A 26,482-nucleotide genomic window follows, 5' to 3' on the forward strand; every position below is an offset into this window, starting at 1 on the left:
GCAGGGTCCACTCACCCACCGTGACGAACGGGCCGGGTGTCGCGGGCGGTCCGGATACACTGTCAGCCCGCTCCACGAGCCCAGGGCTGGTGCATGCTCTCCCCTCCGTGCCGCGTACCACGACCGGTGGTCGCCCTCGTCGCCCTGGTCTCGTTCGCCGCGCTGCTGACCGACTGCTCGACGGTCGAGACGGCCACCGCCCAGACGCGGATGCGGGTGCTCCAACTGAACCTGTGCAACAGCGGCATGGCCACCGGCTGCTACACCGGCCGCGCGGTCGCCCGTGCCGCCGAGGTGATCCGCGCCGAGACACCCGACGTCGTCACCCTCAACGAGATCTGCGCCGACGACGTGGACGCGCTGGAACGCGTGATGACGCAGGTGCACGACGGCACGGTGGTGGCCGCCTTCCAACCGGCGCGAAACGGCCGCACCGGTGAGCCGTACCGCTGCCTCAACGGGCAGCAGTACGGCGTCGGGGTGCTCACGCACATCCCGGGGTCCGGCGGTGACCACGAGGTGCACGCCGGGATCTACCCGGCCCAGGACCCCGCCGACCCGGAGCAGCGGGCCTGGCTCTGCGTCGAAGCCAGTGGCCTCTTCTTCGCCTGCACCACGCACCTTGCGTACACCAGCTCGACCCTGGCGCTCGCCCAGTGCGCACACCTGGTCGGCACGGCGATCCCCCGGTTACACGCCGATGGTCGCTACCGCCCCACCGTGGTCAGCGGCGACCTCAACCTGCGCCACGGCGGCACACCCGACGTGCGGTCCTGCGTGCCGGCCGACTACCACCACCGGCACGACGGCGGGGTGCAGCAGTTCATGGCCACCGCAGACCTGCGGATCGACGTCACCAGACCGGTGAGCATGGAACGGACAACCGACCACGCGGCCTTCCTGGTGAGGCTCACGCTGCCCGGTCAGGGCGATCCCGCGCACTGAGGGGTGCCGATCAGTCCCACCAGAACGCCCAGGTCGGGGCGTCGACGATCCGTTCGGCGTAGGCGGCCAGGGTGCACGGCCGCTGCCCCTGCCACACGTTGTCCGGGCAGAAGGCGAAGTGTTCGGCCGCCACCCGCAACGCCTCATCGGTCTCCTCCGGTGGCGCGGCGACGCTGAGATACAGCTCGGCGAAGCCGATCCCGATCACCCGTACCCCGAACCGGTCCTCCCAGCTGCGCAGCACGGCCGACAGCCGCCCCGGATCGTTCGTGTGGTTGACCGCGCCCTGCCAACCGAGGACGGCCAGGGCGTCGCTGCCCCGCTCGGCGGGGACCAGGCCGAGGCGCATCGCCGGTCGGGCCAGCGACAGTTGCTCGGCCCAGTGGTCCGCGTGCCGCTCCGGCGTCGTCCAGGGTTCGCCGGCAGGCGCCAGCCCGGGCCAGTCCCGCCCGTACGGTGCGGTGACGGCCACCCGCCTGTCGTTGGACAGGTCGTCGTCGCCGTCGTAGGGCGCGGTCTGGTCGGCCCACCAACCGGCGAGCAGATCCTCCGGATCATGCTCGCTGGGCGACGACACACGGTCGGGCCAGAACTCGCCGTCGTCCCAGGGACGCGTCGGCGCACCGTCGTAGCCGTCCAGCAGCAACGGCCACAACCCCGACTGCGGATGCGCCGCCCGCAATCGCGACCACAGCTCGGCCGGGGCCGGGCCGTCGCTGAGCCACAGTGAGGGCCGGTCGGCGTCGCCTCCGTCGCCGCGCACCGTCCGGCCGGGCGGGAGCGGCACCGACAGCGCCCGGGTGCGCGGAGCGGCGGTCACGAACAACTCCGACAACTCCGCCGGCATCTCGTTCAACTGTGTGGTCATGGCGCGCGAGGATAGTGGCCGCGTCCGACAACCCACGGCGACAGCCGGTCGTGTCGCCGTGCTACCGGAATCCGACGTCGGCGCCGGGTGCCGGGCCGGCCCGGCGCCCGGCGCTCACTCGGCGGCGAGGATCTGCTCGCGGAGAATCTCGGCGTGCCCGCAGTGCTGGGCGAGTTCGCGCAGCACGTGCAGGTAGACCCAGCGCAGCGGCAACGGTCCGCGCCGGTTGCCGGGCAACAGATCGTCCAGGTCGAGAGCCGCGGTGGCACGGCGGGCGGCAGCGCACGCTTCCCGGTGTGCCCGCCGTATGCCGTCGATGGTGTCGGTGTCGTCGAGCACGAACGACTCGTCCGGCGTCGCGGGGATGCCGATCTCGGCGCGCGACCGGCCGGTGACCGCCTCGTCGAACCAGACCTTCTCCACGAACGTGGCGTGCTTGACCAGCCCGAGCAGGGTGGTCCGCGACGGCACCAGCGACCGGCGCGCCTGCTCCTCGGTCAGCCCGTCCAGGCAGCTGTTGAGCATCGCGCGGTGCTGGTCGAGAAACGCCTCGAACTGCGCCCGCAGCGGCTGGTTGCGGACATCCTCGACGGCGGTGGGTGTCGTGGTCACTGCGACAGCATGCCAGCACGTGCCGACACTCGCTGCGTCCGGACGCGGCGCGAGTCAGCGTTGCACGCGGGCACCGGCCCCACGTACCAACGCCTCCACCTCGGCCAGACTGGCCATCGACGTGTCGCCCGGAGTGGTCATCGCCAACGCGCCGTGCGCGGCACCGTACTCCACCGCGAGCGCCAGGTCGCCGTCGCGTTCGAGCAGGCCGTAGATCAGCCCGGAGGCGAAACTGTCGCCGCCGCCGACCCGGTCCAGGATCTCCAGGCCGGGTCGGTGGGTGGCCTCGGCGAACGCGCCACCGGCCCAGGCGACCGCACCCCAGTCGTTCACGGTGGCGCTGCGCACCCCACGCAGGGTGGTCGCCACCACCTTGAAGTTGGGGTACGCCCGCACGACCGCCTCGATCATCGCCTTGAAGTTGCCCGTGTCGAGCGCGCCACTGTGGATGTCGGTGTCCGGCACCGGGAAGCCGAGGCAGGCGGTGAAGTCCTCCTCGTTGCCGATCATGACATCCACCAGGCGGGCCAGGCGGGCGTTCACCTCCTGGGCGCGCTCCTGGCCACCGACGGCCTTCCAGAGGCTGGGTCGATAGTTCAGGTCGTACGAGACGATGGTTCCGTGCCGTCGGGCGGCGGTCATCGCGGCCTCGGCGGTCTGCGCGGCGGTGTCGGACAGCGCGGCGTAGATGCCGCCGGTGTGCAGCCACCGGACCCCGAGCGTGCCGAAGAGGTGGTCCCAGTCGACATCGTCTGGTTTGAGCTGGCTGGCGGCGGAGTGGCCGCGGTCCGAGGTGCCGACCGCGCCCCGGACGCCGAAGCCGCGCTCGGTGAAGTTCAGGCCGTTGCGGACGGCGCGGCCGATTCCGTCGTACGGCAGCCAGGTGACGAAACGGGTGTCCACGCCTCCCTGCAGGATCAGGTCCTCCAGCAGCAGGCCGACCTCGTTGCGGGCGAACGCGGTGACGACCGCGGTCCGCAGGCCGAAGCAGCGGCGCAGGCCCCGGGCCACGTTGTACTCGCCGCCGCCCTCCCAGACCCGGAACTGGCGGGCGGTGCGTACCCGGCCCTCGCCCGGATCGAGCCGCAGCATGACCTCGCCGAGCGAGACCAGGTCGTAGTGGCAGTCGGCCTTCGGTCGGGGGTTCAGCACGCTCATGCCGCACCTCCGGCGGCGGCCAGCGCCGCCCGGGTGCGGGAGGTGATCTCGTCCCACTGCTCACCGGCGATGAGGTCGGCCGCCACCATCCAGCTCGCCCCGACGGCCAGGACCGCCGGGAGGGCCAGGTAGTCGGCGATCACCTCGGCGGTGATGCCGCCGGTGGGGATGAACCGCACGTTGCGGAACGGCGCCGCGAGAGCCTTGATCATCGCCGCGCCGCCGAGCTGCTGGGCGGGGAAGAACTTGACCACGTTCAGACCGGCGTCGAGGGCCATCTGGATCTCGGTGGCGGTGGCGGCTCCGGGCACCACCGGCACGCCGGCCTCTCGGCAGGCGCGGACCACGGCGGGCGCGAAGCCGGGGGTAACCACGAACCGGGCACCGGCTCCGATCGCCTGCTCGGCCTGCTCGACGGTGAGCACCGTGCCCGCGCCCACCGTCAGGTCGTCGCGAGCGGCGAGCGCCGCGATGGCGTCCAACCCGGCGGCGGTACGCAGGGTCACCTCGATCGCCGTCGCACCGCCCTTGACCAGGGCGTCGGCGAGCGGTTCGGCGAGCTGCGCGTCGTCGAGCACCACCACCGGCAGCACCCGACCGACCGGAAGCTGTTCAGACTCATGAACGTTGGTCACGTATGTGACCCTACTGGAGGCGTTCCGGCTTCGCTAGAGTGGCCCCGTGTCCACCGCCCCCGACGACTTCCAGCCCGTCAAGTCGGCCGGGCGCACCCTCGATCTGCTCGAACTGCTCGCCGACCATCCGCAGCCCTGGGCGCTCGGCGACCTGGCCCGCACGCTCGGCATCCCGAAGAGCAGCCTGCACGGGCTGCTTCGGACGCTGACCAGCCGAGGCTGGGTTCGCACCGACGAGACCGGCACCCGGTTCCGGCTCGGCCTGCGGGCCCTGCGGGTCGGTGCGGCCTACCTCGACGGGGACGACCTGGTCGGTCTGCTCGCCGGGGTGCTGGACGAGTTGTCCCGCCGCTTCGGTGAAGCCGTCCACCTCGGCCGACTCGACGGCGACCAGGTCGTCTACCTCGCCAAACGGGAATCGGTGCACCGGCTGCGTCTCTACAGCGCCATCGGCCGTCGGCTACCGGCCCACGCGACCGCACTCGGCAAGGCGCTGCTCGCCGAACATCCCGAGCAGGAGGTGGACCACGCGCTGCCCGCATCGCTGCCCCGGCTCACCCCGCACACGATCACCGACCGCGCGGACCTGCACGCCGCGCTGGCCGCCGTGCGAGCCGCCGGGCACGCCGTGGACCGCGAGGAGAACACCGAGGGCATCACGTGCTTCGCGATGGCCGTACCGCTGGCCAGCCCGGCGGTCGACGCGGTGAGCGTCTCGGTGCCGGTCAGCCGGCTGCGACCGGATCTCGAAGCGGCGATCGTCGCGGCGCTGCGGGAACTCGTCGGCGGCCTCGCCCAGGCCCGCAGCATGCTGATCGCGTAGGCCGATCGCCCCACCACCCGACGCTCGCCCCTGCAGCCGCCGCGATCTGCGCCCGTGACACTCCGGGTTCGTGACAGTCAGCAATACGGTCCGTCAGGAATCCTGGCCCTGGAGGCGGGGTAGGCGAGAGCGCGGAACACCGCGCCGAGGTGCCGCGCCGCCACGGCCGGTCGCTGGCAGCCGCCGATGACCGGCCGAGGCGTTACGGGTGCTGGGTGCCGCGAGGCGGTCAGGTCCTGACGAGGGTCAACGGACGGTGGCCGAGTAGGACGTGGTGTCGACCTCACCCTCGCCGGTGAAGATCTCCGGTCCGGCTTGGACGCTGGTCAGGTACTTCGAGCTGCTCATCCAGCCACGGGAGACCACGTCGTTGGTGAAGTCGCGGAGGTCGAGTGTGGCGCTGGTCGTGTTGGTGGTCCGCACGTACGAGTAGACGTTCCAACTGCCCACGTGACCACGCCACACCTCCCAGGTGGTACCGGCGATGGTGACGGTGCCCTGGCGAGTGCCGGCCGGGGAGGCGTTGGAACGGTAGAGCCAGATCATCAGCTCGTCGGTGGGCTGGTCGTCCGCGCCCGGGTTCGCCATCGGGTGGAACCACATGTCGTACGCGACGTTCATCCGCGAGTCGCCGTTGGAGGTGACGTTGAACAACCAATGGGTGTCGACACTACGGTTCTCCGCGAGCTGCACCGGCAGCCCGGTGTTCGACCTCCGCCAGCCCCAGTGCCAGCCGAGGATCGCCGCCGCGTACGACTTGACGCTGCTCGGGTCGCCGCTCCAGTTGTAGCTGGTCCGCCACGAGAGGGGGTTCCCCGGCCCGCCACGGGACCAGATGCACTGGTTGCCCGTCGCACCGGTGGCGCCCCACTGGTTGTTGGGAATCCAGTACCTGCCGATCTCGATCACGTCACTGCTGTCGCACAGCGGCCCGACCGGCGACCAGTCGGGTATCGGCCCCGGGGTGGTCACGGTCGGCGTCGGGCCCGGGTTCACCGAGCCGGTGCAGGTCACCCCGTTGAGCGCGAACGAGGTCGGTACCGGGTTGCTGCCGTTCCACGAGCCGTTGAACCCGAAGCTCGCGGTGCCGTTGGTGCCGATCGACCCGTTGTACGACGCGTTGACCGCGGTCACCTGCGCGCCGTCCTGGGTCACCGTGGCGTTCCACGCCTGCGTCACCCGCTGCCCCGAGGCGTACGACCAGGTGAGTCGCCACGACGACACCGGATCGCCGAGGTTGGTGATGGTCACGTCGGCGTTGAAGCCGCCCTGCCACTCCGACGGGACGACGTAGCGCACCGCACAACCGACGGCGGCGGCGTGTGCGACCGCCACTCCGACGGCGGCGGTGACGACGGTGCTGGCTACCACGGCGGCGAGCAGGGTGGTGCGCTTGGGTTTCACCATTGCTTTCTCCATTCGATCCCGGCCGCGTCCGGACGGCCGGGATCGAACACGTTCACCACAGCGACGGAACTCCGCCGAGCAGGTCGTGAGCGCGATACTGATGCGGCAGCCGGCAGCGGCATGTGCGTGGTCGAGCCGCGCCAGCGGCAGTGGCCCCGGCCGTCGCGGCCCGTCTCGTCCGGCGACCATGCCCGAAAGGTCACCCGGCAGACACGGTGCCCACTCGACCGCCCGGCATCGATGGCTGTCGCAGCGACGGTACGGTAACGGTTGGACGGCCGTCAATGAGCTCTTCGGTGGCCCGCATTCGCCGAACCACGCCTTGTCGGCCGACCACCATGGTCGGTGCCGCGACACAGACCGGCCGTGCGGGGCAAGCCCCGCACGGCCGGTGCGACTCGGTCAGATCAACCTGCGGTGCAGGACCTGATCTGCGGTCGAGCGCTGGAGTTGCCGTTCATCATCGTGGTGAAGCCGAACGTGTTGCCGCTGCCGTTGGAGCGCATGGTCATCACGTTGCCGCTGCTGTCCCAGGTGGGGTTGCCACTCCAGGTGGCGGAGATCCGCTGCGGCGGAGTGATCTCGACGACCACCGACCAGGTGCTGGCCCCACTGACCGTCACGGAGGTGTTGTAGCGGTCACCCCAGACCTGGCCCGGCGTCACCGTCGCGGTGCAACCACCACCGGGCGGCGGGGTCGTCGGGTTACCGGTGGGCGGCGGGGTGGTCGGGTCGCCGGTGGGCGGCGGGGTGCCGTTGTTCAACGCGGCGAGCACCGCGTCGTACGCCGGCTTCTTCTGGCCGCTGCCGTTGAACAGCAGCGGGCTCTCGTTCGAACGCCACGAGTCCGAGTCACGGATGCCCCAGACGGTGATGCCCTTGCAGCGCGCGACGGCGAGGCAGTCGTTGACCACGTTGCGGTACGCGTCGGACGGCGCGTTCCGGATGTCCAGCTCGGTGATGTGCACGTCGACGCCGAGGGCGGCGAAGCTGGACAACGTGGTGCGGTAGTTGCTCGGGTAGTTCGAACCGCCGGTGAAGTGCGACTGAAGGCCGACACAGTCGATCGGCACGCCACGGCTCTTGAAGTCCTGGACCATCCGGTAGACGGCCTGGGTCTTGGCGTCGTTCCAGTTGTCGATGTTGTAGTCGTTGTAGCAGAGGTCGGCGTTCGGGTCGGCCTGGCGCGCGGCCCGGAAGGCCGCCTCGATCCAGTCGTCGCCGGTGCGCTGGAGGTTCGAGTCGCGGCGGGCGCCGCTCGATCCGTCCTCGAACGCCTCGTTCACCACGTCCCACCACTCGATCTGGCCCCGGAAGTGGGTGGCGACCTGGGTCACATGGTTGAGCATGGCGTTGCGCAGGGTGGGACCGGACATGTTGCGCATCCAGTCGGGCTGCTGCGAGTGCCAGGCGAGGGTGTGCCCCCGGACCAGCATGCCCTGGCTGCGGGCGTGCTGGACCAGCCGGTCGGCGGTGCCGTAGTTGAACTGCCCCTGCTGCGGCTGGAGCGCGTCGATCTTCATCTCATTCTCGGCGGTGACCTGGTTGAACTCGCGGTTCAGGATGCTCGTGTACGCCGAGTCGTTGAGCCTGTTCACCGCGACGGCGGTGCCGAAGTACCGGCCGCGCTCAGCCGCCGACGCACCGAGGGTGCTCGCGGCGCTGGCACTGCCGGGAAGGACCACGGCGGCCGCGGTGGCGAGCAGGCCGACGGCGGCCGAGACGGCGAACGCGGTACGCACTCGCCTCGACCGTCCAGGTGCTCGGGAAGAGTTGGCCATCTGACGCTCCTTCCAGGTCCGGTGGCCCGTAGCCGGGCAGCATGAATCCGGACTTTTGGGTGCGGACTTGATTGACGACGCGATCCGGGCTAATGGTTCGCAGCGCCCTTACGGGGCCGAAGTATTGCAGCGGGATTTCACGCACGTCAATGATTTCCGGAAGTTTCCTCGGAAGTTTCGGAGCATGACTGGGCGCGACGGCGTTCGCCGTCGCGCCCAGTGGTGGGGTCGGTGCTGTCGGTACTACCCGGCGGTACAGGTGGGACTCAACGTGCCGGCGGTGCCGGTGCCCTGGAAACCGAACTCGGTCGACCCGCCGGCGGAGATGGACCCGTTGTAGGTGACATTGCTGAAGGTGACCGCGCCGCTGGAGCCGCTGCGCTGGGTGTTCCAGGCGTTGGTGACGCTGACGCCGGAGGGCAGCGTCATGGCAACCGTCCAGCCGTTGACCGGGGCCGGGCCGGCGGTGACCCGCACGGTGGCGACGAAGCCGCCCGTCCACTGGTCGACCGACACCGACGCGGTGCAGGCACCGCTCGGCGGCGGCGTGCTCGGCGGCGGAGTCGTGGGCGCAGGCGTGGTCGGCGGGGGCGTGGTCGGCGGCGGGGGCGTGGTCGGCGCAGGCGTGGTCGGCGCAGGCGTGGTCGGCGCAGGCGTGGTCGGGCTGTCGGCGAGGACCGGGGTCTGCCAGTCCCGCCACTCGGGCAGGCTGCCGGCCTTACGGCTGGAGATCCGGAAGACGCCCGCCGAGCTGCCCGTCCTGTGCAGGAACTTCTGGATGTGCTGCTGCAACGGGGTCCGCCACTCCGACCGGGCGGCGCAGTGCGTGCCGTCCTGGACGTCCGACCAGTAGGTGATGTTGTCGCCCGCGCCGAGCGCCCGGTAGACCTCCGCGCCGGCCAGCGCCGCGACGCTGGACGAACGCGCTGCGAGCCAGTCGATGTGCGGATTGTCCATGATGAACAATCCGCGCGGGGCCACCATGGCCACCGTCTGGTGGGTGTCCACCGGCAGGTTGGCCGGGTTGCCGGTGTACGAGCCGAAGGCGTCACCGAGCCACGGCTGCTCACCGTACGCGCTGCTCAGCGGCTGAGAACCGGACTCGCCCGGGATGCCCCGGAAGATCGGCGAACCGGCACTGCCCGACTCGATGGGCATGGTCAGGGCGATGCGCTGGTCGAACGCCCCGGTCACGAAGGCGCCCTTGCCGTAGCGGGAGCACCCGGTGACACCGGTCGCGTCCGCGCGCAGGATGCCGCCACCGGACTGCTCGATGACGTCGATGATCCGGCTCACGCCCCAGGCCCAGGCGACCAACAGTCCACTACTGCTGGACGAGCCGTAGATGGTGTAGAAGGCACCCTGCTTGTTGTTGCGGGGGGTGCCCTCGCGTCCCACCGCGAGCGGGTCGTAGCTGATCACCGCAGCGCCGGCGGCCCGAATGGTGGCGGTGTCGGCACCGAACCCGCCCAGCACCACCACGGCCGGATAGGGCGCGGTGCCACTGCTGGGTAGTTGCACGCTCGCCGAGAAGCTGGCGCTGCGACCGTTGTGCGCCACGTTCACCGTGATGGAGGTGTTCGAGACGGTGCCGCTGACGGTCTGCGGTTTCGCCGGCTTGTCACCGTAGACGTACCGCTGCGCGAGTTGCTTGGTGGCGGCGCGCTGGCAGCGCCAGTCCGCCTTGGTGGTGATCCGACTCCCGTCGGGTTTGCGGAAGGGGTCGGGCAGTCGGGAGTTGGCCGTGGTCGAGCCAGGATCCGGGGTGGGGCAGTCGGCCCCCTCGTCCTCCACCGGCGAGACGGCCGCTAGCCGGGCGGTGGCCCGGGCCGTGTCGGCCGGTGCCACGAGCCATGACGCGGTAAGGGTGAGTGCCGTCACCGCCAGCACGACGACCGTCACGCGGGTCCGGGAACGGCCCAGCTTCGTGATCACGGAGAACCTCTTCGGGGCAGGCAGCGCAGGGACAACCAGCAGAATCGAGGTACATCGATAGGCGGTTGAGGGGAAGTTTCGACCCAGGTAGCGAAACATGTCAATATGGTTTCGGTGATTTTCGGCGACCGATCCGACAGCGGGACAATCGATCACGACCTGCCGCCACCGATCGCGCGCGAAGCCGACATCATTCCGAGCCGACCGACCTCAGCACCGCGCGAGGCGCACCCGGATGATCGGAGCGCGCCAAGGCGCTCACCGACCGCAACCCGGGGGCAAGCGACCGCCAGCACGGCGAGCGGCGATCGGATCTCACCTTTTTGCATTCGTCGTGCTCGATGTTTGGGCTCGCACCGCCCCCAATCACGCGCTGACCAGTGACGTCGACCCGAATCGGCGGACCGGGGTGGGGGCGGCACACACGAAGCCCACGTCAACCCCCGCGCAACCATTGACCTGATTCGATTGTTCTGCCTATATTCTCGGAATAGTTGTCGTAAGTTTACCGAGATTTTCGGTCGCGTTCGGTCGGCTGGTCGCAACTCGTGCCGACGAGGGACGGTGTCGGGCCGGCGCGACAGGACCCAGGAGGAAGACAGCAGATGTCGCAGCTCATCCTGTTCGCGATCGACATCGGCGCGGTGGTGCTGCTCGTCTTCGGGCTCTACTTCCCGAGACACCGCCGCCGTGACCTCGTCGTCGCCTACCTCGGCGTCAACGTCGGTGTCCTCGCGGTGGCGAGCGCGCTCAGCGCCAGCAACGTCGGTGCCGGGCTCGGGCTCGGGCTGGCGCTGTTCGGCGTACTGTCGATCATTCGCCTGCGGTCGACGGAGCTTGACCAGCACGAGGTCGCGTACTACTTCTCAGCGCTGGCCCTGGGCATCCTCGGCGCGCTGAGCACCACCTCGGTCTGGCTCAGCGCCGGGTTGATGGCCCTCATCCTCGTGGTGATGTTCCTGGGCGACCATCCCCGGCTGCTCCGTCACTACCGGCACCAGATCATGGTGCTCGACTCGGCCGTGACCGACCACGTGACCCTCGTCGCCCAGCTGGAACAGCTGCTCGGCGCACGCGTGCACGTCGCCACCGTGCAACGACTCGACATGGTCAACGAAACCACCGTGGTCGACGTCCGATACTCGGTCAACGGCCGCGCCACCCGGGCCACGCCCGCCCCGGCACAGGCGGGAGCCAACCGATGAGCACCGAGGCGATCACCGCGCCGCTGACCCACATGGACCCCATCGGCCTGACCGAACTCATCGAGCGGGCCGCGTTGCAGACCAGGGTGGACCGCAAGTACCTCGTCCCACTCGACCGACTGCCGCACCTGCTGGAGCAGCTCGTGCCGCACGCACGGGTGCTGGACATCGACGGCGCGCGGAGCTTCCGCTACGAGTCGGTGTACTTCGACACCGCGAGGCTGGTCAGCTATCACGGCGCGGCCTACCGGCGGCGACGCCGCTTCAAGGTACGCACCCGCACCTACCTCGACTCGGCCCAGTGCTGGCTCGAAGTCAAGATCAGCGGAGCGCGGGACAGCATCACCAAGCACCGGCTGCCGTACGACCCGCGCCATCGCACCACCGTCGGCCCCGGTCAGGACTTCGTCGAGGACGCGCTGGTGCGGGAGGCGATCTGCCCGCCCGCCGGCAGCGTGCTCGACCCGGTGCTGGTCACCGCCTACCGACGGGCCACGCTGCTGCTGCCGGCAACCGCCAGCCGGGTCACCATCGACACCGAACTCGCCTGGCAGGCCGGTGACGCGTCCCTGCAACTGCCCGCCCTGGCCGTGGTCGAGACCAAGACCAGCGCCGCCGCGTCACCCGCCGACCGGATGCTGTGGCAACAGGGGCTGCGGCCCGCCCGCATCTCCAAGTACGCCACAGGTCTGGCCGCGCTACGTCCGGAGCTGCCGGACGCGCCCTGGCGTCGCACACTGCGCCGCCACTTCCGTACCACGACGTCGGTGGGCACGGCACCGACCGCCACCACCCACCGTCCCGTACAGGAGGCATCGTGCGTCTGACCGACCGCAGCGCCGGCACCTCGGCGGCACCCCTGCGCATCGCGGGGGTCGCGGCCGTCGCCGTGCTGGTCGCCGGGATCCTCGTCCCGTCGCCCACACCGGCCGGCGCTGAACCCGTCGCCGACACGTCCAGTTCCAGTACCCGGGTCGACCAGGCCGAGGCCGCCCGCACCGCCGCGGACACCGCGGCGGCTGCCGAGGCCGCCGACGACCTGGTCGGCGACATCGGCTTCTCCGTACCCAGCGGTACCTTCTCCGGCGAGGTCTCGGTGTCGCTGACCACCACCGTCAGCGGCGCCCAGATCCGGTACACCACCGACGGAAGCCTGCCGAACGCACAGTCGCCGCTCTACTCCGGATCGGCGCTGCGGTTCACCCGTACGACCCAGCTGCGGGCGCAGGCGTTCGTCGGACAGACCGCCTCGGGCGCGCCCGGCACCGCCATGTACGTGGCCCGCAACACCAGCGCCGCACACGACCTGCCGATCATCCTGATCGACTCGTACGGCGCGGGCCGACCCGACCGGCAGTACTTCGACTCCACCACGATGATCTTCGAACCGAACGGTGGCAGCACCTCCCTGGCCGCCGCGCCCGCCGTGGCCACCCGGGCCGGGTTCCGGCTGCGCGGGCAGTCGTCGTCGATGTTCGACAAGACACCGTTCCGCATCGAATTCTGGGACAACGACGACGATGACGCCGACTACCCGGTGCTCGGCATGCCGGCCGACTCCGACTGGGTGCTGCGCGGGCCGTTCAGCGACAAGTCCCTGATCCGCGACGCGTTCATCTACGACCTCGGGCGGCAGATGGGTCTGCCCGCGCCCCGGTACGCCTTCGCGGAGTTCTACCTGAACACCGACGCCGGACCGGTCGGGGCCGACGACTACATGGGCGTCTACATGATCGTGGAGACGATCAAGAACTCCAAGAACCGTCTCGACCTCAAGCAGCTACGCGAGGACGACCGGACCCTGCCGAGGATCACCGGCGGCTACATCTGGAAGTTCGAGTGGATGGCGGCCGAGGAGCCCACCCTGCCCTGCACCGGCCCGACGGCGACCTGCTGGAACTACCTGGAGGTCGCCGATCCGTCGCCGCTGCAACCCGAGCAGCGTGACTGGTTGCGCAACCACATCCAGGAGTTCCACAACGTGCTACGAGCACCGAACTTCGCCGACCCGACAACCGGTTACCGGGCGTACATCGACGTGGACTCCTTCATCGACCAGCTCATCATCAACGAACTGAGCCGGGAGATGGATTCGTACATCCGCAGCGCATACTTCTACAAGGACCGCGACACCAAGATCTTCGCCGGTCCGCTCTGGGACTACGACCTCAGCTTCGGGGTGGGTGGCTTCTTCCAGAACGACCAGATCGCCGGCTGGCAGTACCAGCAGATCCGCCAGCCGCTGGCCAACGACTGGTACACGCAGCTGATGCGCGACCCGGCCTTCGTCAACGAGGTACGGCTACGTTGGCAGTCGTTGCGTCAGGGTCTGCTCTCGGACGCGTCGCTGCAGTCCCTGGTCAACCAGCTCAGCGCACCGCTGACGGCCGCCGCGCAGCGCAACTTCCAGCGTTGGCCCAACCTGAGCAGCCGGATGGTCGGGCCGTTCATCACGCCGACCGCGCCGACCTGGCAGGGGCAGGTCGACTTCATGCGGGACTGGATGCTGCGCCGGGCGGCCTGGCTCGACTCCACCGCCGGTTGGGGCGGGTCGACCACTCCCCCGCCGACCACGCCGCCGCCCACCACGCCCCCGCCGACGACTCCCCCGCCCTCCACGCCGCCGACGACCACGCCGCCGCCCACCGCAGGTGGCTGCACCGCGACCTACACGGTGGTCAACCAGTGGGCAGGTGGCTTCCAGGGCGAGGTTCAGGTCACCGCGGGCAGTTCGCCGATCACCGGGTGGACGGTGACCTGGACCTACCCGGCCGGTCAGACGGTCACCCAGGCGTGGAACGCGACCGTCACCAGTCAGGGATCGACGGTGACCGCTCGTAACGTCAGCTACAACGGCAGTCTCGGCGCGGGTGCCAGCACCACGTTCGGTTTCCTCGGCTCCACCAGCGGCACGCCCAGCACACCGACGCTGACCTGCACGGCCGGCTGACGAACCACGCACCCACCCACAGGACCTGTCCGGGCGGCCTGCCCGGCACCAGACCAGTGTCGCTCTGGTGCCGGGCGGTTCCCGGTCAGATCAGACCTCTCGGGTGCCGGGTGCCGTGGCCCGATCGTCCTGGTCGGCCAGCAACGCCACGACGTCGTCGACGCTGTCCACCGCGCGGCCACCGCCGGCCAGTTCGACCTCCACCCCGTACTCCAGCTCGATGGCGTCGACCAGACGCAGCAGCGCGAGCGAGTCGACGCCCAGGGCGATCATGGACTCGCCGGAGAGGACGTCGTCGACCGCGACGGCACCGCCGGTGGCCGCGCTGACCAGCTCCGCGATCCGTACGCGCCGTTCGGTGGCGGTCATGCTCAGGACTCCTTTCCGGACGTACGGACGACCTCCGCGATCTCGGCGATGGTCGGGGTGTCGAAGAAGGCGTCCAGCGGCACCTCCACACCGAGCCGCTGCTGGATCCGGCCGCTGATCCGGGTGATGTGCAACGAGTGCCCACCCAGGTCGAACAGGTCCTCGTGCACGCCGATGTCGGGGATGCGCAGCACCTCCTGCCAGATGAGCCGCAGCTGTGACACCACCGGGTCGTCGTCCGTCTCGGCCGGGTCACCGGTGGTGGGCGACGCCGAGGCGACCGGCCCGGGGTCCACCGCCGGAGCCGTCGAGGCCAGCAGGGCGGCCCGGTCCACCTTGCCGTTCGGGTTCAGCGGCAGCCGGTCGAGCACCACGTAGGCGTTGGGCAGCACGGCGGGCGGCAGGCTCAGCGTCAGGTGCCGACGCAGTTCGGCCGGGGTCACGACGACACCGGCCCGGCACACCACGTACGCGACCAGCGACGCCTCCCCCGCGTCCTCCCGCAGCACGGTGGCCGCGCCGACCACGTCCGGGTGCTCCAGCAGTCGGGCGTCGACCTCCCCCAGCTCGATCCGGTGTCCCCTGACCTTGACCTGGTCGTCGAGGCGGCCGAGGAACTCGATCCGCCCGTCCGGCAGCCAGCGGCAGCGGTCACCGGTGCGGTAGAGCCGACCGCCGGGCGGTGCGAACGGGTCCGGTCCGAACCGCTCGGCGGTCAGGTCGACGCGCCCCCGGTAGCCGTCGGCGAGCCCGGCACCGCCCAGGTACAGCTCGCCGGGCACCCCGACCGGCACCGGCCGGCCCGCGGCGTCCAGCAGGTACGCCCGCACGTTCGGCAGCGGCCGTCCGATGGTGACCTCGTCGACCTCGGCCGGGATCTCGGCCATGGTCGCGTAGACGGTCGCCTCGGTCGGGCCGTACCCGTTGACCAGTCGAGCGGTGCGGGCCCGCAACTTGCGGGCGAGGGTGACCGGCAGCGCCTCGCCGCCGGTGAGCGCCACCAGTGGCGACGCCGTGGTGCCCTCGCCGGTCGGAGCGGTGGTGCCGAGACCGGCCTCCAGCAAGACCCGCCAACCCGACGGGGTGGCCTGTGCGTGGGTCACTCCGGCGGCGTGGAGCAGGCGGAGCACGGCCGGGCCGTCCAGGGCGCTGATCCCCGAGGCGACGACCACCCGGCCGCCGGTGACCAGCGGCAGGAAGACCTCCACCGTGGAGATGTCGAACGACAGCGAGGTCAGGTGCAGCCACCGGTCCGTCGGTCCGCTGCCCAGCAGGTCACGCACGCCGAGCAGCATGTTCGCCAACGCGCCGTGGGGTACCGCCACGCCCTTGGGCCGCCCGGTCGAGCCGGAGGTGTAGAGCACGTACGCCAGGTCCCGCGTGGTCGGTTCCTCGGCGGGAGGCGGCGGCTGCGGGCCGTCGAGCAGGTCGAGCCGGTCGAGGGCGAGCGTTGGCCGGGTCGACCGGCCCTCGGTGCGGGTGACCACCAGGGCCGGCTCGGCGTCGGCCAGCACCATCTCCTGCCGGGCCGGTGGATGCGCCGGATCGATCGGCAGGTACGCGGCCCGGCGACGCAGCACCGCCAGCAGGGTCACCACCGCCTGCCAGGACCGGTCCAGCGCGACCGCGACCAGCGCGCCGGGCCCCACCCCGCGCTGCCGGAGGACCTCGGCGAGCCGGTTGGCGGCGGCGTCCACCTCGGCGTAGCTGAGGGTACGGTCGCCGTCGACCAGTGCCGGGGCGTCCGGCGCCGCCGCGACCCGGGCGGCGAACAGGGCGGTCACCGTGGTCTGCGGATAGGCGCGGATGGTGTCGTCCCAGCCGGTGGTGACCCGGTCGAACTCGTCGGCGGGCAGCACCGGCAGGTCGGCCACCGGTCGGTCGGGGTCGGCGACCGCCGCGGCGAGCAGGGTCCGCAGGTGGTCACCGACCCGGCGTACCGCCTCGGTGTCGATCGCCGCCGGAGTGTGCTGGAGGCTGATCGTGAGCCCGGTGGATGCGTCGACGATCTGCACGTGCAGGGCGTTGCGGGCGGCCCCGCAGAACATGGTCCAGTCGACCTGGCTGGCCACCCCGGGGAAGGTCGGCTCCGCGCCGCGCCGCCGGTAGCCGATGCTGACCGGTGTCACCGCCGGGGTCGGCCGCAGACCGGGCACCGCGTGGGTCAGCGGAACCGCACGATGGCGGTAGACCTCGCGCAGCCGGGCCCGAACGGCGCGTGCGTGCTCACCGAAGGTGCCCTCGGCCGGGTCGACGGTCACCGGCAGTTCGTTGACGAACAACCCGATCCGGTCGGCCTGGTCCGGGGTCCGGGTGGACAGTGACACCCCCAGCGGGATCGCGCCGTTGCCGTACCGCCCGAGCAGCGTGTGCAGCGCGGTGAAGAGCAGTTCGAAGCGAGTCACCCCGAGCGACCGGGCTGCCCGGTCGAGCCCGTCGGTCACCTCGGCCGGCAGGTCGACGGCGACCGCGACCCCCGGCTCGGCACCGGTCGGGCAGCGACGCAGGCCGGGCAGCACCACCGGCTGCGGGCCGGTCCAGTGCCGTGCCCAGTAGGCGCGGGCGGCGGGCAGGTCGGCGGCGACGCGGTGCTGTTCGGCGGCGGCGAGACCGGCGTACCCGTCGGCGGGCGGAGCGGTGCGGAGCGGTGCGCCGTCACGGGCCGCCGCGTACGCCTCGGCCAGCTCCCGGACCAGCACGTCCTTGGACATGCCGTCGAAGGCCAGGTGGTGTGCCGTGACCAGCAGCAGGTGGGTGCCGTCGGCGGCGGACAACAGGGTGAACCGGGCCAGCGGGCCGGTGCGCAGGTCGTACGGCCGGGCGATCTCCTCGGTGATACGCGCCTCGGTCAACTCGCCGAAGGTGACCGACGAACGGCTGTCGGAGGGGGCGAGACGCGGAGCGCCGTCGTCGTCGCCGGTGACCCGGGCGAGGAGGATCGGATGCCGCTCGGTCGACGCGACGCACGCGGCGACGAGTGCCTTGCGATCGAGGTCAGCGGCGAACCGGATGCCCAGCGCCATGTGGTACGCGGTGCCGGCGACCCCGGCCTGCTCGGTGAACCAGACGGCGTGCTGTGCGTATGTCGCCTCGGCGGTGCCCACATGCGCTCCCTGGGTTGTGCTGGTGGTGGTCAGTCGTCGAACAGGTCGGTGAGCTGCCGCTTGAGCACCTTGCCGCCCTCGTTGCGGGGCAACTGGTCCAGCAGCAGCAGCCGGGCCGGCAACTGGTAGTCGGCCAGCCGGTCGGCGAGGAATCCGCGCAGTGCCGGCAGGGAGAGGCCGTCCGGGTCGGCGTGCGGTCGGGGTACGACGGCCGCGGCGACAGCCGAGCCGAGCACCGGGTGCGGCACGCCCACCACCGCCGCCTGGGCGACCAGCGGATGTTCGTGCAGCGCCGCCTCGACCTCCAGGGTGGAGACCTTGAACGCCCCGGTCTTGATGACGTCCTGATGCCGGTCGGTGAGATACAGGTAGCCGTCGGCGTCGACGCGACCGATGTCGCCCATCCGGACCCAGCCGTCGCGGAAGGTGGCCCGGTTGGCGGCGTCGTCGCGGTAGTAGGAGCGCGGGTGCGGGGCGCGCAGCCAGACCTCGCCCGTGCTGCCGGGAGGCAGTGGTGTCCCGTCGGCGTCGGCGACCATCAACCGGCCGCCGAGCGGCCGGCCGACCGAGTCCCGCCGCGACGGGTCGTACACCATCGTGGTCTGGGCCGGTGCCGCTTCGGTGGAGGTGTAGTAGTTGACGATCGTGGCGGTCGGGAAGGTCGCTGCCAGTCGGGCGGCGACCGCCGGTGCCAGCGGCGCGGCGGTGGAGCCGATCAGGTGTACGCCGCCGGTGTGGCGGCCCTCCAGTGCCCCGGAGTCGAGCAGTTCGTGGGCGATCGACGGGACGACGAAGAGCGTCCCGGTCCCGGGTGCCTCGATCAGCCGGGCGAACCGGGCCGGGGTGAAGCGCGGCAGGGTGAGCGCGGTGGCCTTGGCCGTGAGCGCGTTGAGCAGCATCGTCTGGCCCGCGTTGGTGCCGATGGCGAAGGCGTGCAGGAACTTCTCCGAGTGGCCGAGGGCCAGCCGACGCGGATGGTTCGGGGCACCGGCGGTGAGGTTGGCGTGGCTGGCCGCGACGCCCTTGGGTCGCCCGGTCGTGCCGGAGGTGTAGAGGATCTGCGCCAGGTCGGTGGGGCGGGGCATGGTCACGGCGGGGGCGGTCGGCACCTCGGCGAGCAGTTCACCGCAGCCGTACACCGGTGTCGCGGCGGGCACGGCCGGTGCCGGCGTGCTGTCGCCGTGGACGACGGCGGTGGCCGCGCAGTGCGTCAACGCGTACCCGAGTTGTCCGGCGGCGAGCCGGTCGGACAGCGGGACGGCGACCCCACCGGCCCGCAGCACCCCGCAGTACGCCACGGCGAACGACGTCCAGTCCCGGGCGCCGAACAGCAGGCCCACCCGGTCGCCGGGCCGCAGCCCTCGGGCGCTCAGGGCGGCGGCGACCGAACGCGCACCGGCGGACCATTCGGCGAAGGTCAGCGTGGCCACGCCGTGCACCTCGACGGCCACCCGGTCCGGATGCACGGCGGTGCGCCAGTCGAGCAGGTCGGGCACGGTACGGACGGTGGTGGCTCTCACGACCGGCCCACCCCGGACGCCGTGGCCGGTGCCGGTTCGCCCTCGACACCGCCGGTCCTCGCGCGGCGTTCCTCGAGGCCGATCAGGTCGTCCGGCGGGGCGTCGGGTACCTCGTCGTCGAACCGGGCGAGCACCGGCGTGGCCAGCGACACCAACGCGGTCAACGCGATGCAGACGCCGAACAGCACGTAGAGCAGCCCGTGTCCGCGTCCCGGACCGACGCCGATGACCACGCCGACGGTGTCGGCGAGCGGACCGTCGGCGAGCAGCATCGGTTCCACCACCCGGGCGGCGGCCGGTGCGACGAGTCCCCAGCCCAGTGGCAGGGTGGACTGCGCGACCATCTGGTTGAGCGCGAAGACCCGGCCGTGGACGCGCGGCGGCACCTTGGTCTGGATGATGGTGTTGTAGACGCCGTTGACGATGCCGAGCGCCAGGTACATGCCGAACGCGCCGGCACCGATGACCAGCAGATTCGGTCGTAGCCCGGTGACCACGGCCGCCACCGCGATGCCGAGGGTGCCGAACAGCACCGCCCGCATCCGGCGGCGACGCGGGCCGCCCCAGACCAGCATGACCAGGCCGCCGGTCGCCGCGCCGATCCCGCCGGTCAGCGCCACCTGCGCCACCTGGTCCAACTCGGCGAAGCCCAACACCAGCGGGGAGACCAGGAACAGCACGGGGAACAGGAAGAAGTTCAGCGCCGCGAAGAACGCCAGCATGGCGCGGAAATGCCGGCGCCGCAGCGAGTAACGCAGCCCGGCGAGGATCTCCGCGCCGATGCCCTCCCGGCGTCGCAGCGCCAGCGTACGAGGGAACGTCACGGCGGCCAGCACGCCGAGCGCGAACAGGTAGCACGCGACGTCGATGAGCAGGATGCCGCGCAGTCCGACGGCTTGCAGCAACGCCACGGCGAGCAGCGGCACGGTGAACTGGGTGAGGCCGACGGCGGTCTGGGCGAGGCCGTTGGCGTGCCCGAGGAAACGCTTGGGCACCAACTGCGGCACCGCCGAGACGAAGGCCAACCGTTGGAAGGCCAACGCCACCGACAGCCACGCGGTGAACGGGTAGAAGTGCCACACCTGGACCCGGTCGACCAGCACCAGCGTGGCCATCACCGCGACGGCGCTGCCCGCCGCGGCGCAGGCGGCCAACAGGACGCGGCGTCGACTGAAGCGGTCGACCACGGCACCGGCCAGCGGGGCGACGAGCAGGCCGGGCATCAGCGCGAGCACCGCGAAGAGGGCGAACCGGGCGAGCGAGCCGGTCTGGGTGTAGATCCACAGGGGTACGGCGAAGGTGGTCAGCGCGGTGCCCAGGCCGGAGAGGATCTGACCGGCGGCGACCATGCCGAAGCGGCGCAGGCTCGGCGGTGGCGCGGCATCGACCGCCGTCCGCGCCTCGGATGCCTCGGCCCGGTCGTGTCGGGACACCCCGGCGAGCTGCCACGCGGGGGGCGCGCCGGTCACCGGGGGCCGGTCGGTTCCGGCGGAAGCCGGATCGTCGAGCCGGCGGTGTGCGCCGGTGACGATCTCGGCCAGCTCGGCGGCCCGGTACTTGAGGAAGTAGTGTCCGGCCTCGTCGATCACGGCGAGCGCGGTGCGGTCGGTGAGGAAGTGCCACTCCCGGTAGCGTTCCTCGTAGAAGTCGGTGCTGCGGTCGCGCTCACCGACCACCGAGACGATCGGGGCGCGCAGCGGAGTCACCCGTTGCCGCATGAGTTCGGTGAAGTACTCCTCGGACACCTCGGCGTCGTGCCGCATCGCGCGGATCAGGAACCGGACCTCGTCCGCAGCGAGCGATCCGACGTTGGTGCCCTGCGCCTGCAACCAGGTGCGGTAGATCCGGTCACTGCGCAGCCGTTCGGCCAAACGCAGCCGCAGCAGCGGCCCGAGCAGGCCGCCGGTGGGCCGCCCGAAGGGGAAGACCGCGCCGAGGTAGACAGCCGTCAGCTCCCGCCCGGCGGCCTCCAACCGCCGGGCGACCTCCACCGCCAGGGCTCCGCCGGGGCCGCAGTGTCCGTACAGGATCAGTGGCCCGGGAGCCCGCTCCAGCACCTCGGCGACCACCTCGGCGGCGACCTCGTCGAGGGGTGCCGGGTCGTCCGCCAGGCCGATGTCGTGCCCCGGCACCGCCACCGACAGCAGCCGGTAGCCGGGCGGCAGCGCGTCGGCCAACGGCTGGTAGACCACGGCGCTGCCACCGCCGTAGGGGACGCAGACCAGGGTGGCGGTCCGCGCGGCGGCGGGCATCGGCGGGGTCAGTTCGTGCAACAGGCCCACGCTGCCCCCGGCGTCCCCGGCGACCAGACCGGCCAGGTCGCGTACGGTGCGGTGCCGGAACAGGTCCATCACGCTGACCGTCGGCGCGGTCCCGGCCACCACGGCGGGCAGCTCCCGGCGCAACCGGGCCACCACCTGCGTGGCGAGCAGAGAGTGCCCGCCCAGGTCGAAGAAGTCGTCGGTGGCCCCGACCTCGTCGAGACCGAGCACGTCCCGCCAGATCCCCGCGACCAGGATCTCCACCGGCCCGTCGGGGGCCACCCGCGCACCGGTCGGTGGCTCGTCGGTCGGGTCGGGCAGGGCCCGCCGGTCCACCTTGCCGTGTGCCTGCAACGGCAACCGGTCCAGGTGGACCCAGCGGCTGGGCAGCATGTGTTCGGGGAGTCGGTCGGCCAGGTGGCGACGCAGCCGCGCCGGTTCCCAGACGGTCTCGCCGGGCAGCGGCTCCAGGTAGGCCACCAACCGGTCGGCACGCAGCAGCACCGCCGCCTGCGCCACACCGGGGCAGTCCCGCAGCGCGGCCTCGATCTCACCGAGTTCGACCCGGTAGCCACGGATCTTCACCTGATGGTCCCGGCGGCCGAGGAAGACCAGGTTCCCGTCGGAGCGCCAGCGGCCCAGGTCCCCGGTGCGGTACAGGCGCGCGCCCGGTGGGCCGTACGGGTCGGGTACGAACCGCTCGGCGGTCAGGTCGCCGCGGCCGAGGTAGCCCCGGGCGAGTCGGTCACCACCGAGGTACAGCTCGCCGGGCACGCCGACCGGCACCGGACGCATCCGCTCGTCGAGCACGTACACCCGGGCGTGCGGCAGGGGTCTGCCGACGGGCACCGGCCCGCTGTCCGGCCCGTCGGTGCTCACCTCGTAGGTGGTGACACCGACGGTCGCCTCGGTGGGGCCGTAGTGGTTGACCACCCGGGCTCGACCGACGGCGGCCAGCGGGCGTGTCCGGCCCAGATCGGACGGCTCACCGCCGAGGATCAGCGCGCGCCTCGGCAGCAGGTCCGCCACGGCGGCGTCGGCGGTCAGGGCGGCCAGGTGCGAGGGGGTGATCTTCAGGTAGTCGATCCGGTGGTTGCGTAGCGCCTCGGCCAGTTCCGCGCCGGTGCACCGACGCGGCAGCAGCCGCACCGTGCCGCCGGTAGCCAGGGCCAGGTAGAAGACGGTGACGCTGAAGTCGAACGACATCGACTGCATCAGCCCGTACCGGGCGGCCGGCACCACCGCGAGGCGGTCGGCGACCCCGTCCAGGTACCGCAACACCTGCCGGTGCGGCACCGCCACGCCCTTGGGGGTGCCGGTGGAACCGGAGGTGTAGATGACGTACGCGAGGTGGTCGGGGGTCGCGGTGGCCGGTGGCGGGTCGGTGGGTCGGCTCGCCACGTCGACCTCGTCCAGGTCGACCACCGGCACCTCGTCGGGTAGCCGGTCACCCAACCCGCCACTGGTGAGCACCAGGGTCGGGTGGGCATCGGCGAGCATCAGGCCGAGCCGCCCGGTGGGCTGCTCCGGGTCCAGCGGCAGGTACGCCCCGCCGGCCCGTAGCACGCCGAGCAGGGTCACCGCCAGGTCGACCGACTGCTCCAGCAGGACACCGACCAGCCGGTCCGGGCCGATGCCCCGGGTACGCAGCCAGTGGGCGAGCTGGTTGGCCCGGGTGTCCAACTCCTCGTAGGAGACGGTGTCGGGGCCACACGTCACGGCCGGAGCCTGCGGGGTCGCGGCGACGTGCGGGGCGATGAGGTCGGCCAGGGTCCGCGCCGAACCGGTCACGCCGACCACGTCGTCGCGCTCCGGCCAGCCGAGGGCCACCGTACGTTCCCGCTCGGCGGGGGTGAGCAGGTCCAGGTCGACCACGGGCAGGTCCGGGTCGGCGACCGCGGCCCGCAGGAGTGTCTCGAAGCTCGCCGCCAGCCGCCGTACGGTGGCCGCGTCGAACAGGTCGGTGTTGTAGACGAACATGCCACGCAGTCCGTCCGCCCGCTCACCGACGTACAGCGACAGGTCGAACCGGGCGCTGGCGGCGTCGGTGCCGACCCCCTCGGCGCTGAACCCGGCGGGCCAGCTGCCGCTGTCCTGTGCGTAGTTCTGCAGGGTGAACAGCACCTGGAAGACCGGGGTGCGGCTGACGTCCCGGGGCATGTTGAGTTCGGCGACCAGGCGCTCGAACGGGATCTCCTGGTGGGCCAGGGCGCGTACGACGGTGGTGCGGGTGCGCCGCAGCAGCGCGGCGAAACTCACCTCGGTCGCCGGGGTGTCGGCGCTCGCGGCGACCGGGGACAGGTCGGCGCGCAGGGCGAGGGTGTTGACGAATAGACCGATCAGGTTCTCCAGTTCGGGCACCACCCGACCGGCGACCGGTGAACCGACGGCGAAGTCGCGTTGGCCGCTGTACCGGAACAGCACCGCCTGCAAGCCGGTGAGCAGGGTCATGTAGAGGGTGGCCCGGTGGGTACGGCTCAGCCGGCGCAGCGCGTCGGTCAGCTCGGCGTCGAAGGCGAACCGGCAGGTGTCCCCGGCGTAGGACTGCACAGCCGGGCGGGGCCGGTCGGTGGGCAGCTCCAGCGGAGGCACCCCGGCCAGAGCCTGCCGCCAGTAGGCGAAGCCGTCGCCGGTCGCCGGCCCGTCGAGGCGGTCGCGTTGCCACGCCGCGTAGTCGACGTAGCGGGTCGTCGGCGTCTGCGGCGCGGGAGTGCCGTCGCGCAGCGCGCCGTAGGTGGCGGCGATCTCCCGCAACAGCAGGTCCAGCGACCAGCCGTCGCTGACGATGTGGTGCATGGCGACGTGCACCAGGTGGTCGTGCTCGCCGAGCGGGACGACGAGTACCCGCAGCAGGGGAGCGACGGCCAGGTCGAACGGGGTGTGCACGGCGGCGGCCACCAGGTCGCGGGCCTGGGACTGCGACGACACGGCGGCGACGGTCACCGGTACCCGCACCGACGGCAGCACGTGCCCGACGGGTTCGCCGTCGGCGTTCTCGGTGAACCGCATGCGCAGGCTGTCGTGCCGGGCGGCGGTGGCGTCGACGGCGGCCCGTAACAGGTCCAGCTCCAGTGGGCCGCGCAGCCGTACCGTGGCGTGGATGACGTAAGCGGCGGTGCCGGGAGTGAGCTGCTCGGTGAACCAGATCCGCTCCTGGCCGAACGACAGTCGGGGGGTTCCGGCCGGGTTGATGGCATTCGGCGACATGGTGGCGTTCCGCGTCGGTACGTCAACGTTGGTCACGCAGCGCCTCCCTCCGGTGACGGACAGGAGTCAGTAGTCTGCATCTCGTGTGCAACGCCTTGGATCGGCTGATCGGTCCACTGTGTAAGACTCGATCGATCGATCCGCTGCCGAAACGGCTCGTCGTACCGTCGGGAATGCGCTTCGCCGATGTGGTCATTCCTACCGGGTGGGCCGCGGAGACGCTGGTGCCCGCCGAGTTCGCCGCCACCGACGGCGGGACCGCACCGCCGACCTGGGCCCAGCAGGTGCTGTGGCGGTCACTCGTCCGGTTCGGCTCGAACCACCGGTTCCTCAACCTGCGCCGTACCGTCGCCGTGTCCGCGCGGGCCGGGGTGGACGTGGACCGTGCGGTGCGGGCGGTGAGCGCGCTGGTCGGGCGGCACTCCGCGCTGCGCACCCGGCTGCGCGTGCTCGGCGATGAGCCGCACCAGGAGACAGCGGCGGCCGGAGTGCTGCCGATACTGCTGCGGGTCGGCGACGGCGACGGCGCCGACGCCGCCCGGGACACCGCGAACCGCCTCGGTGACGTGGCCTTCGACCACACCGCCGAATGGCCGCTGCGGATCGCGTTGGTCACCGTCGACGACCGGGTACGGCAGGTCGTCGTGGTGTTCAGCCACACCACCGTCGACGCGTACGCCGCCGAACTGGTGCTGCGGGACCTGCGGCTGCTCCTGCTGCGCGGCGGGCTGCCCACGCCGCCGGGCCCGCAGTCGGTGGACGTGGCCCGGTTGCAGCACGGCCCCGACCGCCGCCGCTCGCAACGGTCCGTCGGGCACTGGCTCCGGGAGTTCCGGCGACTCCCCCAGACACCGCTGACCCCGACCGGGCCCGGTCTGGACCCGCCGCTGCGCCGGGGTGTGCTGGTCTCCTCCGCCGTCGACACGGCGGCCCGGCTGATCGCCGCCCGACAGCGGGTCAGCGTCTCCGCCGTGCTGGCGGCGGCGTACCAGGTGATGGCGGTACGCGGCTCCGGGCGCGAACTCAGCGGCCTGTTCCCGATGGCCCACAACCGGTTCCGCGCCGAGTACGCGAACGCGGTGGCCAACCTGGGGCAGATCGGCTTCTGCGTGATCGACCTGACCGGCCGTCCCGACTTCTCCGAGGTGCTGTCCCGCGTCTGGGCCGCCTCCCTCGGCGGGCTGCGGCACGCCTACTACGAACCGGCGGAGCTGCGCCGGGCCTTCGAGGCCGAGGGGGTGGACTTCGAGCGCGCGTTCCTGCCACACCACTACTTCAACGACGTACGGCTGCCGGTCGGAGGCGAGGCCACCGTGCCGGAGACGACCCCGGCCGGCCTGCGTGCCGCGACGGAGCGCAGCAGCTTCTCCTGGACCGCCGGGCTGCACCAGGCGTCCTGGCACCTGCTGGCCCACGTGGTCGACGAACCGGACGGGGTGGGGATCACGCTCACCGCCGACACCCGTCACCTCGCCGTGGACACCATCGAGCCGTTCCTGCGCGGCATGGAGGAACTCCTGGTCACCGCAGCCTTCGCCGACGTGCCGTGGCCGTGGTCACCGGCGACCGGCACGACCTGACCGCCCCGGGGCGCCCCACCTGGGGTGCCCCGGGCTCCGCCGCCCCGGTGGCGTCGGTGACACGAAATGGCGTCGGACGAGGACGGCAGGTTAGGTTGCCCTGACTCGGTACGTGAGGCGGG

General features: G+C 71.6%; 17 protein-coding genes. 6 read left to right on the forward strand and 11 right to left on the reverse strand.

Translation table 11 applies throughout. The features are described 5' to 3' along the window. Window positions 1-93 precede the first annotated feature (93 nt). Window positions 94-945: an endonuclease/exonuclease/phosphatase family protein gene (locus tag FF096_RS10075; protein WP_155216609.1), complete on the forward strand. Its 852-nt coding sequence runs from the start codon at window positions 94-96 to the stop codon at window positions 943-945. Between the two features lie 10 nt (window positions 946-955). On the opposite strand, the gene FF096_RS10080 is transcribed toward FF096_RS10075, so the two are convergent. The 4 genes from FF096_RS10080 to eda all read right to left on the reverse strand — a co-directional run bounded on the left by FF096_RS10080 (window position 956) and on the right by eda (window position 4,218). Then, window positions 956-1,813, reverse strand: coding sequence for a DUF4253 domain-containing protein (locus FF096_RS10080; protein WP_196222501.1), 858 nt, complete (start codon window positions 1,811-1,813; stop codon window positions 956-958). Between the two features lie 114 nt (window positions 1,814-1,927). After that, window positions 1,928-2,425, reverse strand: a complete 498-nt coding sequence (locus tag FF096_RS10085; protein WP_309223016.1) for a DinB family protein — start codon at window positions 2,423-2,425, stop codon at window positions 1,928-1,930. Window positions 2,426-2,479: 54 nt separating this feature from the next. Next, complete coding sequence (locus FF096_RS10090) at window positions 2,480-3,583, reverse strand: sugar kinase (RefSeq protein ID WP_155216611.1); 1,104 nt, start codon at window positions 3,581-3,583, stop codon at window positions 2,480-2,482. Beyond that, window positions 3,580-4,218: a bifunctional 4-hydroxy-2-oxoglutarate aldolase/2-dehydro-3-deoxy-phosphogluconate aldolase gene (gene eda / locus FF096_RS10095; protein ID WP_309223017.1), complete on the reverse strand. Its 639-nt coding sequence runs from the start codon at window positions 4,216-4,218 to the stop codon at window positions 3,580-3,582. The genes FF096_RS10090 and eda overlap by 4 nt, the downstream gene beginning before the upstream one ends. Before the next feature lie 46 nt (window positions 4,219-4,264). Here eda and FF096_RS27260 point away from each other — a divergent pair, with 46 nt between their 5' ends. Next, a complete protein-coding gene (locus FF096_RS27260) occupies window positions 4,265-5,041 on the forward strand; it encodes an IclR family transcriptional regulator (protein ID WP_309223018.1) in 777 nt (258 codons plus the stop codon). Window positions 5,042-5,287: 246 nt separating this feature from the next. On the opposite strand, the gene FF096_RS10105 is transcribed toward FF096_RS27260, so the two are convergent. The 3 genes from FF096_RS10105 to FF096_RS10115 all read right to left on the reverse strand — a co-directional run bounded on the left by FF096_RS10105 (window position 5,288) and on the right by FF096_RS10115 (window position 10,164). Next, window positions 5,288-6,448 carry a cellulose binding domain-containing protein gene (locus FF096_RS10105; RefSeq protein WP_155216613.1) on the reverse strand — a complete coding sequence of 387 codons (1,161 nt, stop codon included), beginning with the start codon at window positions 6,446-6,448 and terminating at the stop codon, window positions 5,288-5,290. Between the two features lie 407 nt (window positions 6,449-6,855). Further along, the gene (locus FF096_RS10110) at window positions 6,856-8,229 is read right to left on the reverse strand and encodes an endo-1,4-beta-xylanase (protein ID WP_155216615.1); all 1,374 of its coding nucleotides are present in this window, start codon (window positions 8,227-8,229) and stop codon (window positions 6,856-6,858) included. A 243-nt stretch (window positions 8,230-8,472) separates the two neighbouring features. Next, window positions 8,473-10,164: a cellulose binding domain-containing protein gene (locus FF096_RS10115; RefSeq protein WP_309223019.1), complete on the reverse strand. Its 1,692-nt coding sequence runs from the start codon at window positions 10,162-10,164 to the stop codon at window positions 8,473-8,475. A 605-nt stretch (window positions 10,165-10,769) separates the two neighbouring features. On the opposite strand from FF096_RS10115, the gene FF096_RS10120 reads away from it, so the two are divergent. From FF096_RS10120 to FF096_RS10130, 3 genes are read left to right on the forward strand one after another with little or no spacing between them, the layout of a single operon-like run. After that, on the forward strand, window positions 10,770-11,369 hold the full coding sequence (locus FF096_RS10120) for a DUF4956 domain-containing protein (RefSeq protein ID WP_155216619.1): 600 nt from the start codon (window positions 10,770-10,772) through the stop codon (window positions 11,367-11,369). Then, complete coding sequence (locus FF096_RS10125) at window positions 11,366-12,196, forward strand: polyphosphate polymerase domain-containing protein (protein WP_155216621.1); 831 nt, start codon at window positions 11,366-11,368, stop codon at window positions 12,194-12,196. The genes FF096_RS10120 and FF096_RS10125 overlap by 4 nt, the downstream gene beginning before the upstream one ends. Continuing rightward, window positions 12,187-14,319 carry a CotH kinase family protein gene (locus tag FF096_RS10130; protein WP_309223020.1) on the forward strand — a complete coding sequence of 711 codons (2,133 nt, stop codon included), beginning with the start codon at window positions 12,187-12,189 and terminating at the stop codon, window positions 14,317-14,319. Before FF096_RS10125 ends, FF096_RS10130 begins: the two co-directional genes overlap by 10 nt. Before the next feature lie 90 nt (window positions 14,320-14,409). On the opposite strand, the gene FF096_RS10135 is transcribed toward FF096_RS10130, so the two are convergent. The 4 genes from FF096_RS10135 to FF096_RS10150 are packed head-to-tail and all read right to left on the reverse strand — an operon-like array spanning window position 14,410 to window position 24,816. After that, window positions 14,410-14,688 (reverse strand): acyl carrier protein, encoded by a 279-nt coding sequence (locus FF096_RS10135; protein WP_155216623.1) that lies wholly within the window; start codon window positions 14,686-14,688, stop codon window positions 14,410-14,412. 2 nt (window positions 14,689-14,690) lie between these two features. Continuing rightward, complete coding sequence (locus FF096_RS10140; protein WP_309223021.1) at window positions 14,691-17,792, reverse strand: amino acid adenylation domain-containing protein; 3,102 nt, start codon at window positions 17,790-17,792, stop codon at window positions 14,691-14,693. Between the two features lie 29 nt (window positions 17,793-17,821). Further along, a complete protein-coding gene (locus FF096_RS10145; protein ID WP_309223022.1) occupies window positions 17,822-19,312 on the reverse strand; it encodes an AMP-binding protein in 1,491 nt (496 codons plus the stop codon). After that, a complete protein-coding gene (locus FF096_RS10150; protein ID WP_309223023.1) occupies window positions 19,309-24,816 on the reverse strand; it encodes a non-ribosomal peptide synthetase in 5,508 nt (1,835 codons plus the stop codon). Before FF096_RS10150 ends, FF096_RS10145 begins: the two co-directional genes overlap by 4 nt. A gap of 188 nt (window positions 24,817-25,004) precedes the next feature. Here FF096_RS10150 and FF096_RS10155 point away from each other — a divergent pair, with 188 nt between their 5' ends. Next, complete coding sequence (locus tag FF096_RS10155) at window positions 25,005-26,360, forward strand: condensation domain-containing protein (protein WP_196222502.1); 1,356 nt, start codon at window positions 25,005-25,007, stop codon at window positions 26,358-26,360. The last annotated feature ends 122 nt before the right edge of the window (window positions 26,361-26,482 follow it).

The sequence above is a fragment of the Micromonospora sp. CP22 genome (genome assembly GCF_009712475.1).
Classification (GTDB): domain Bacteria; phylum Actinomycetota; class Actinomycetes; order Mycobacteriales; family Micromonosporaceae; genus Micromonospora.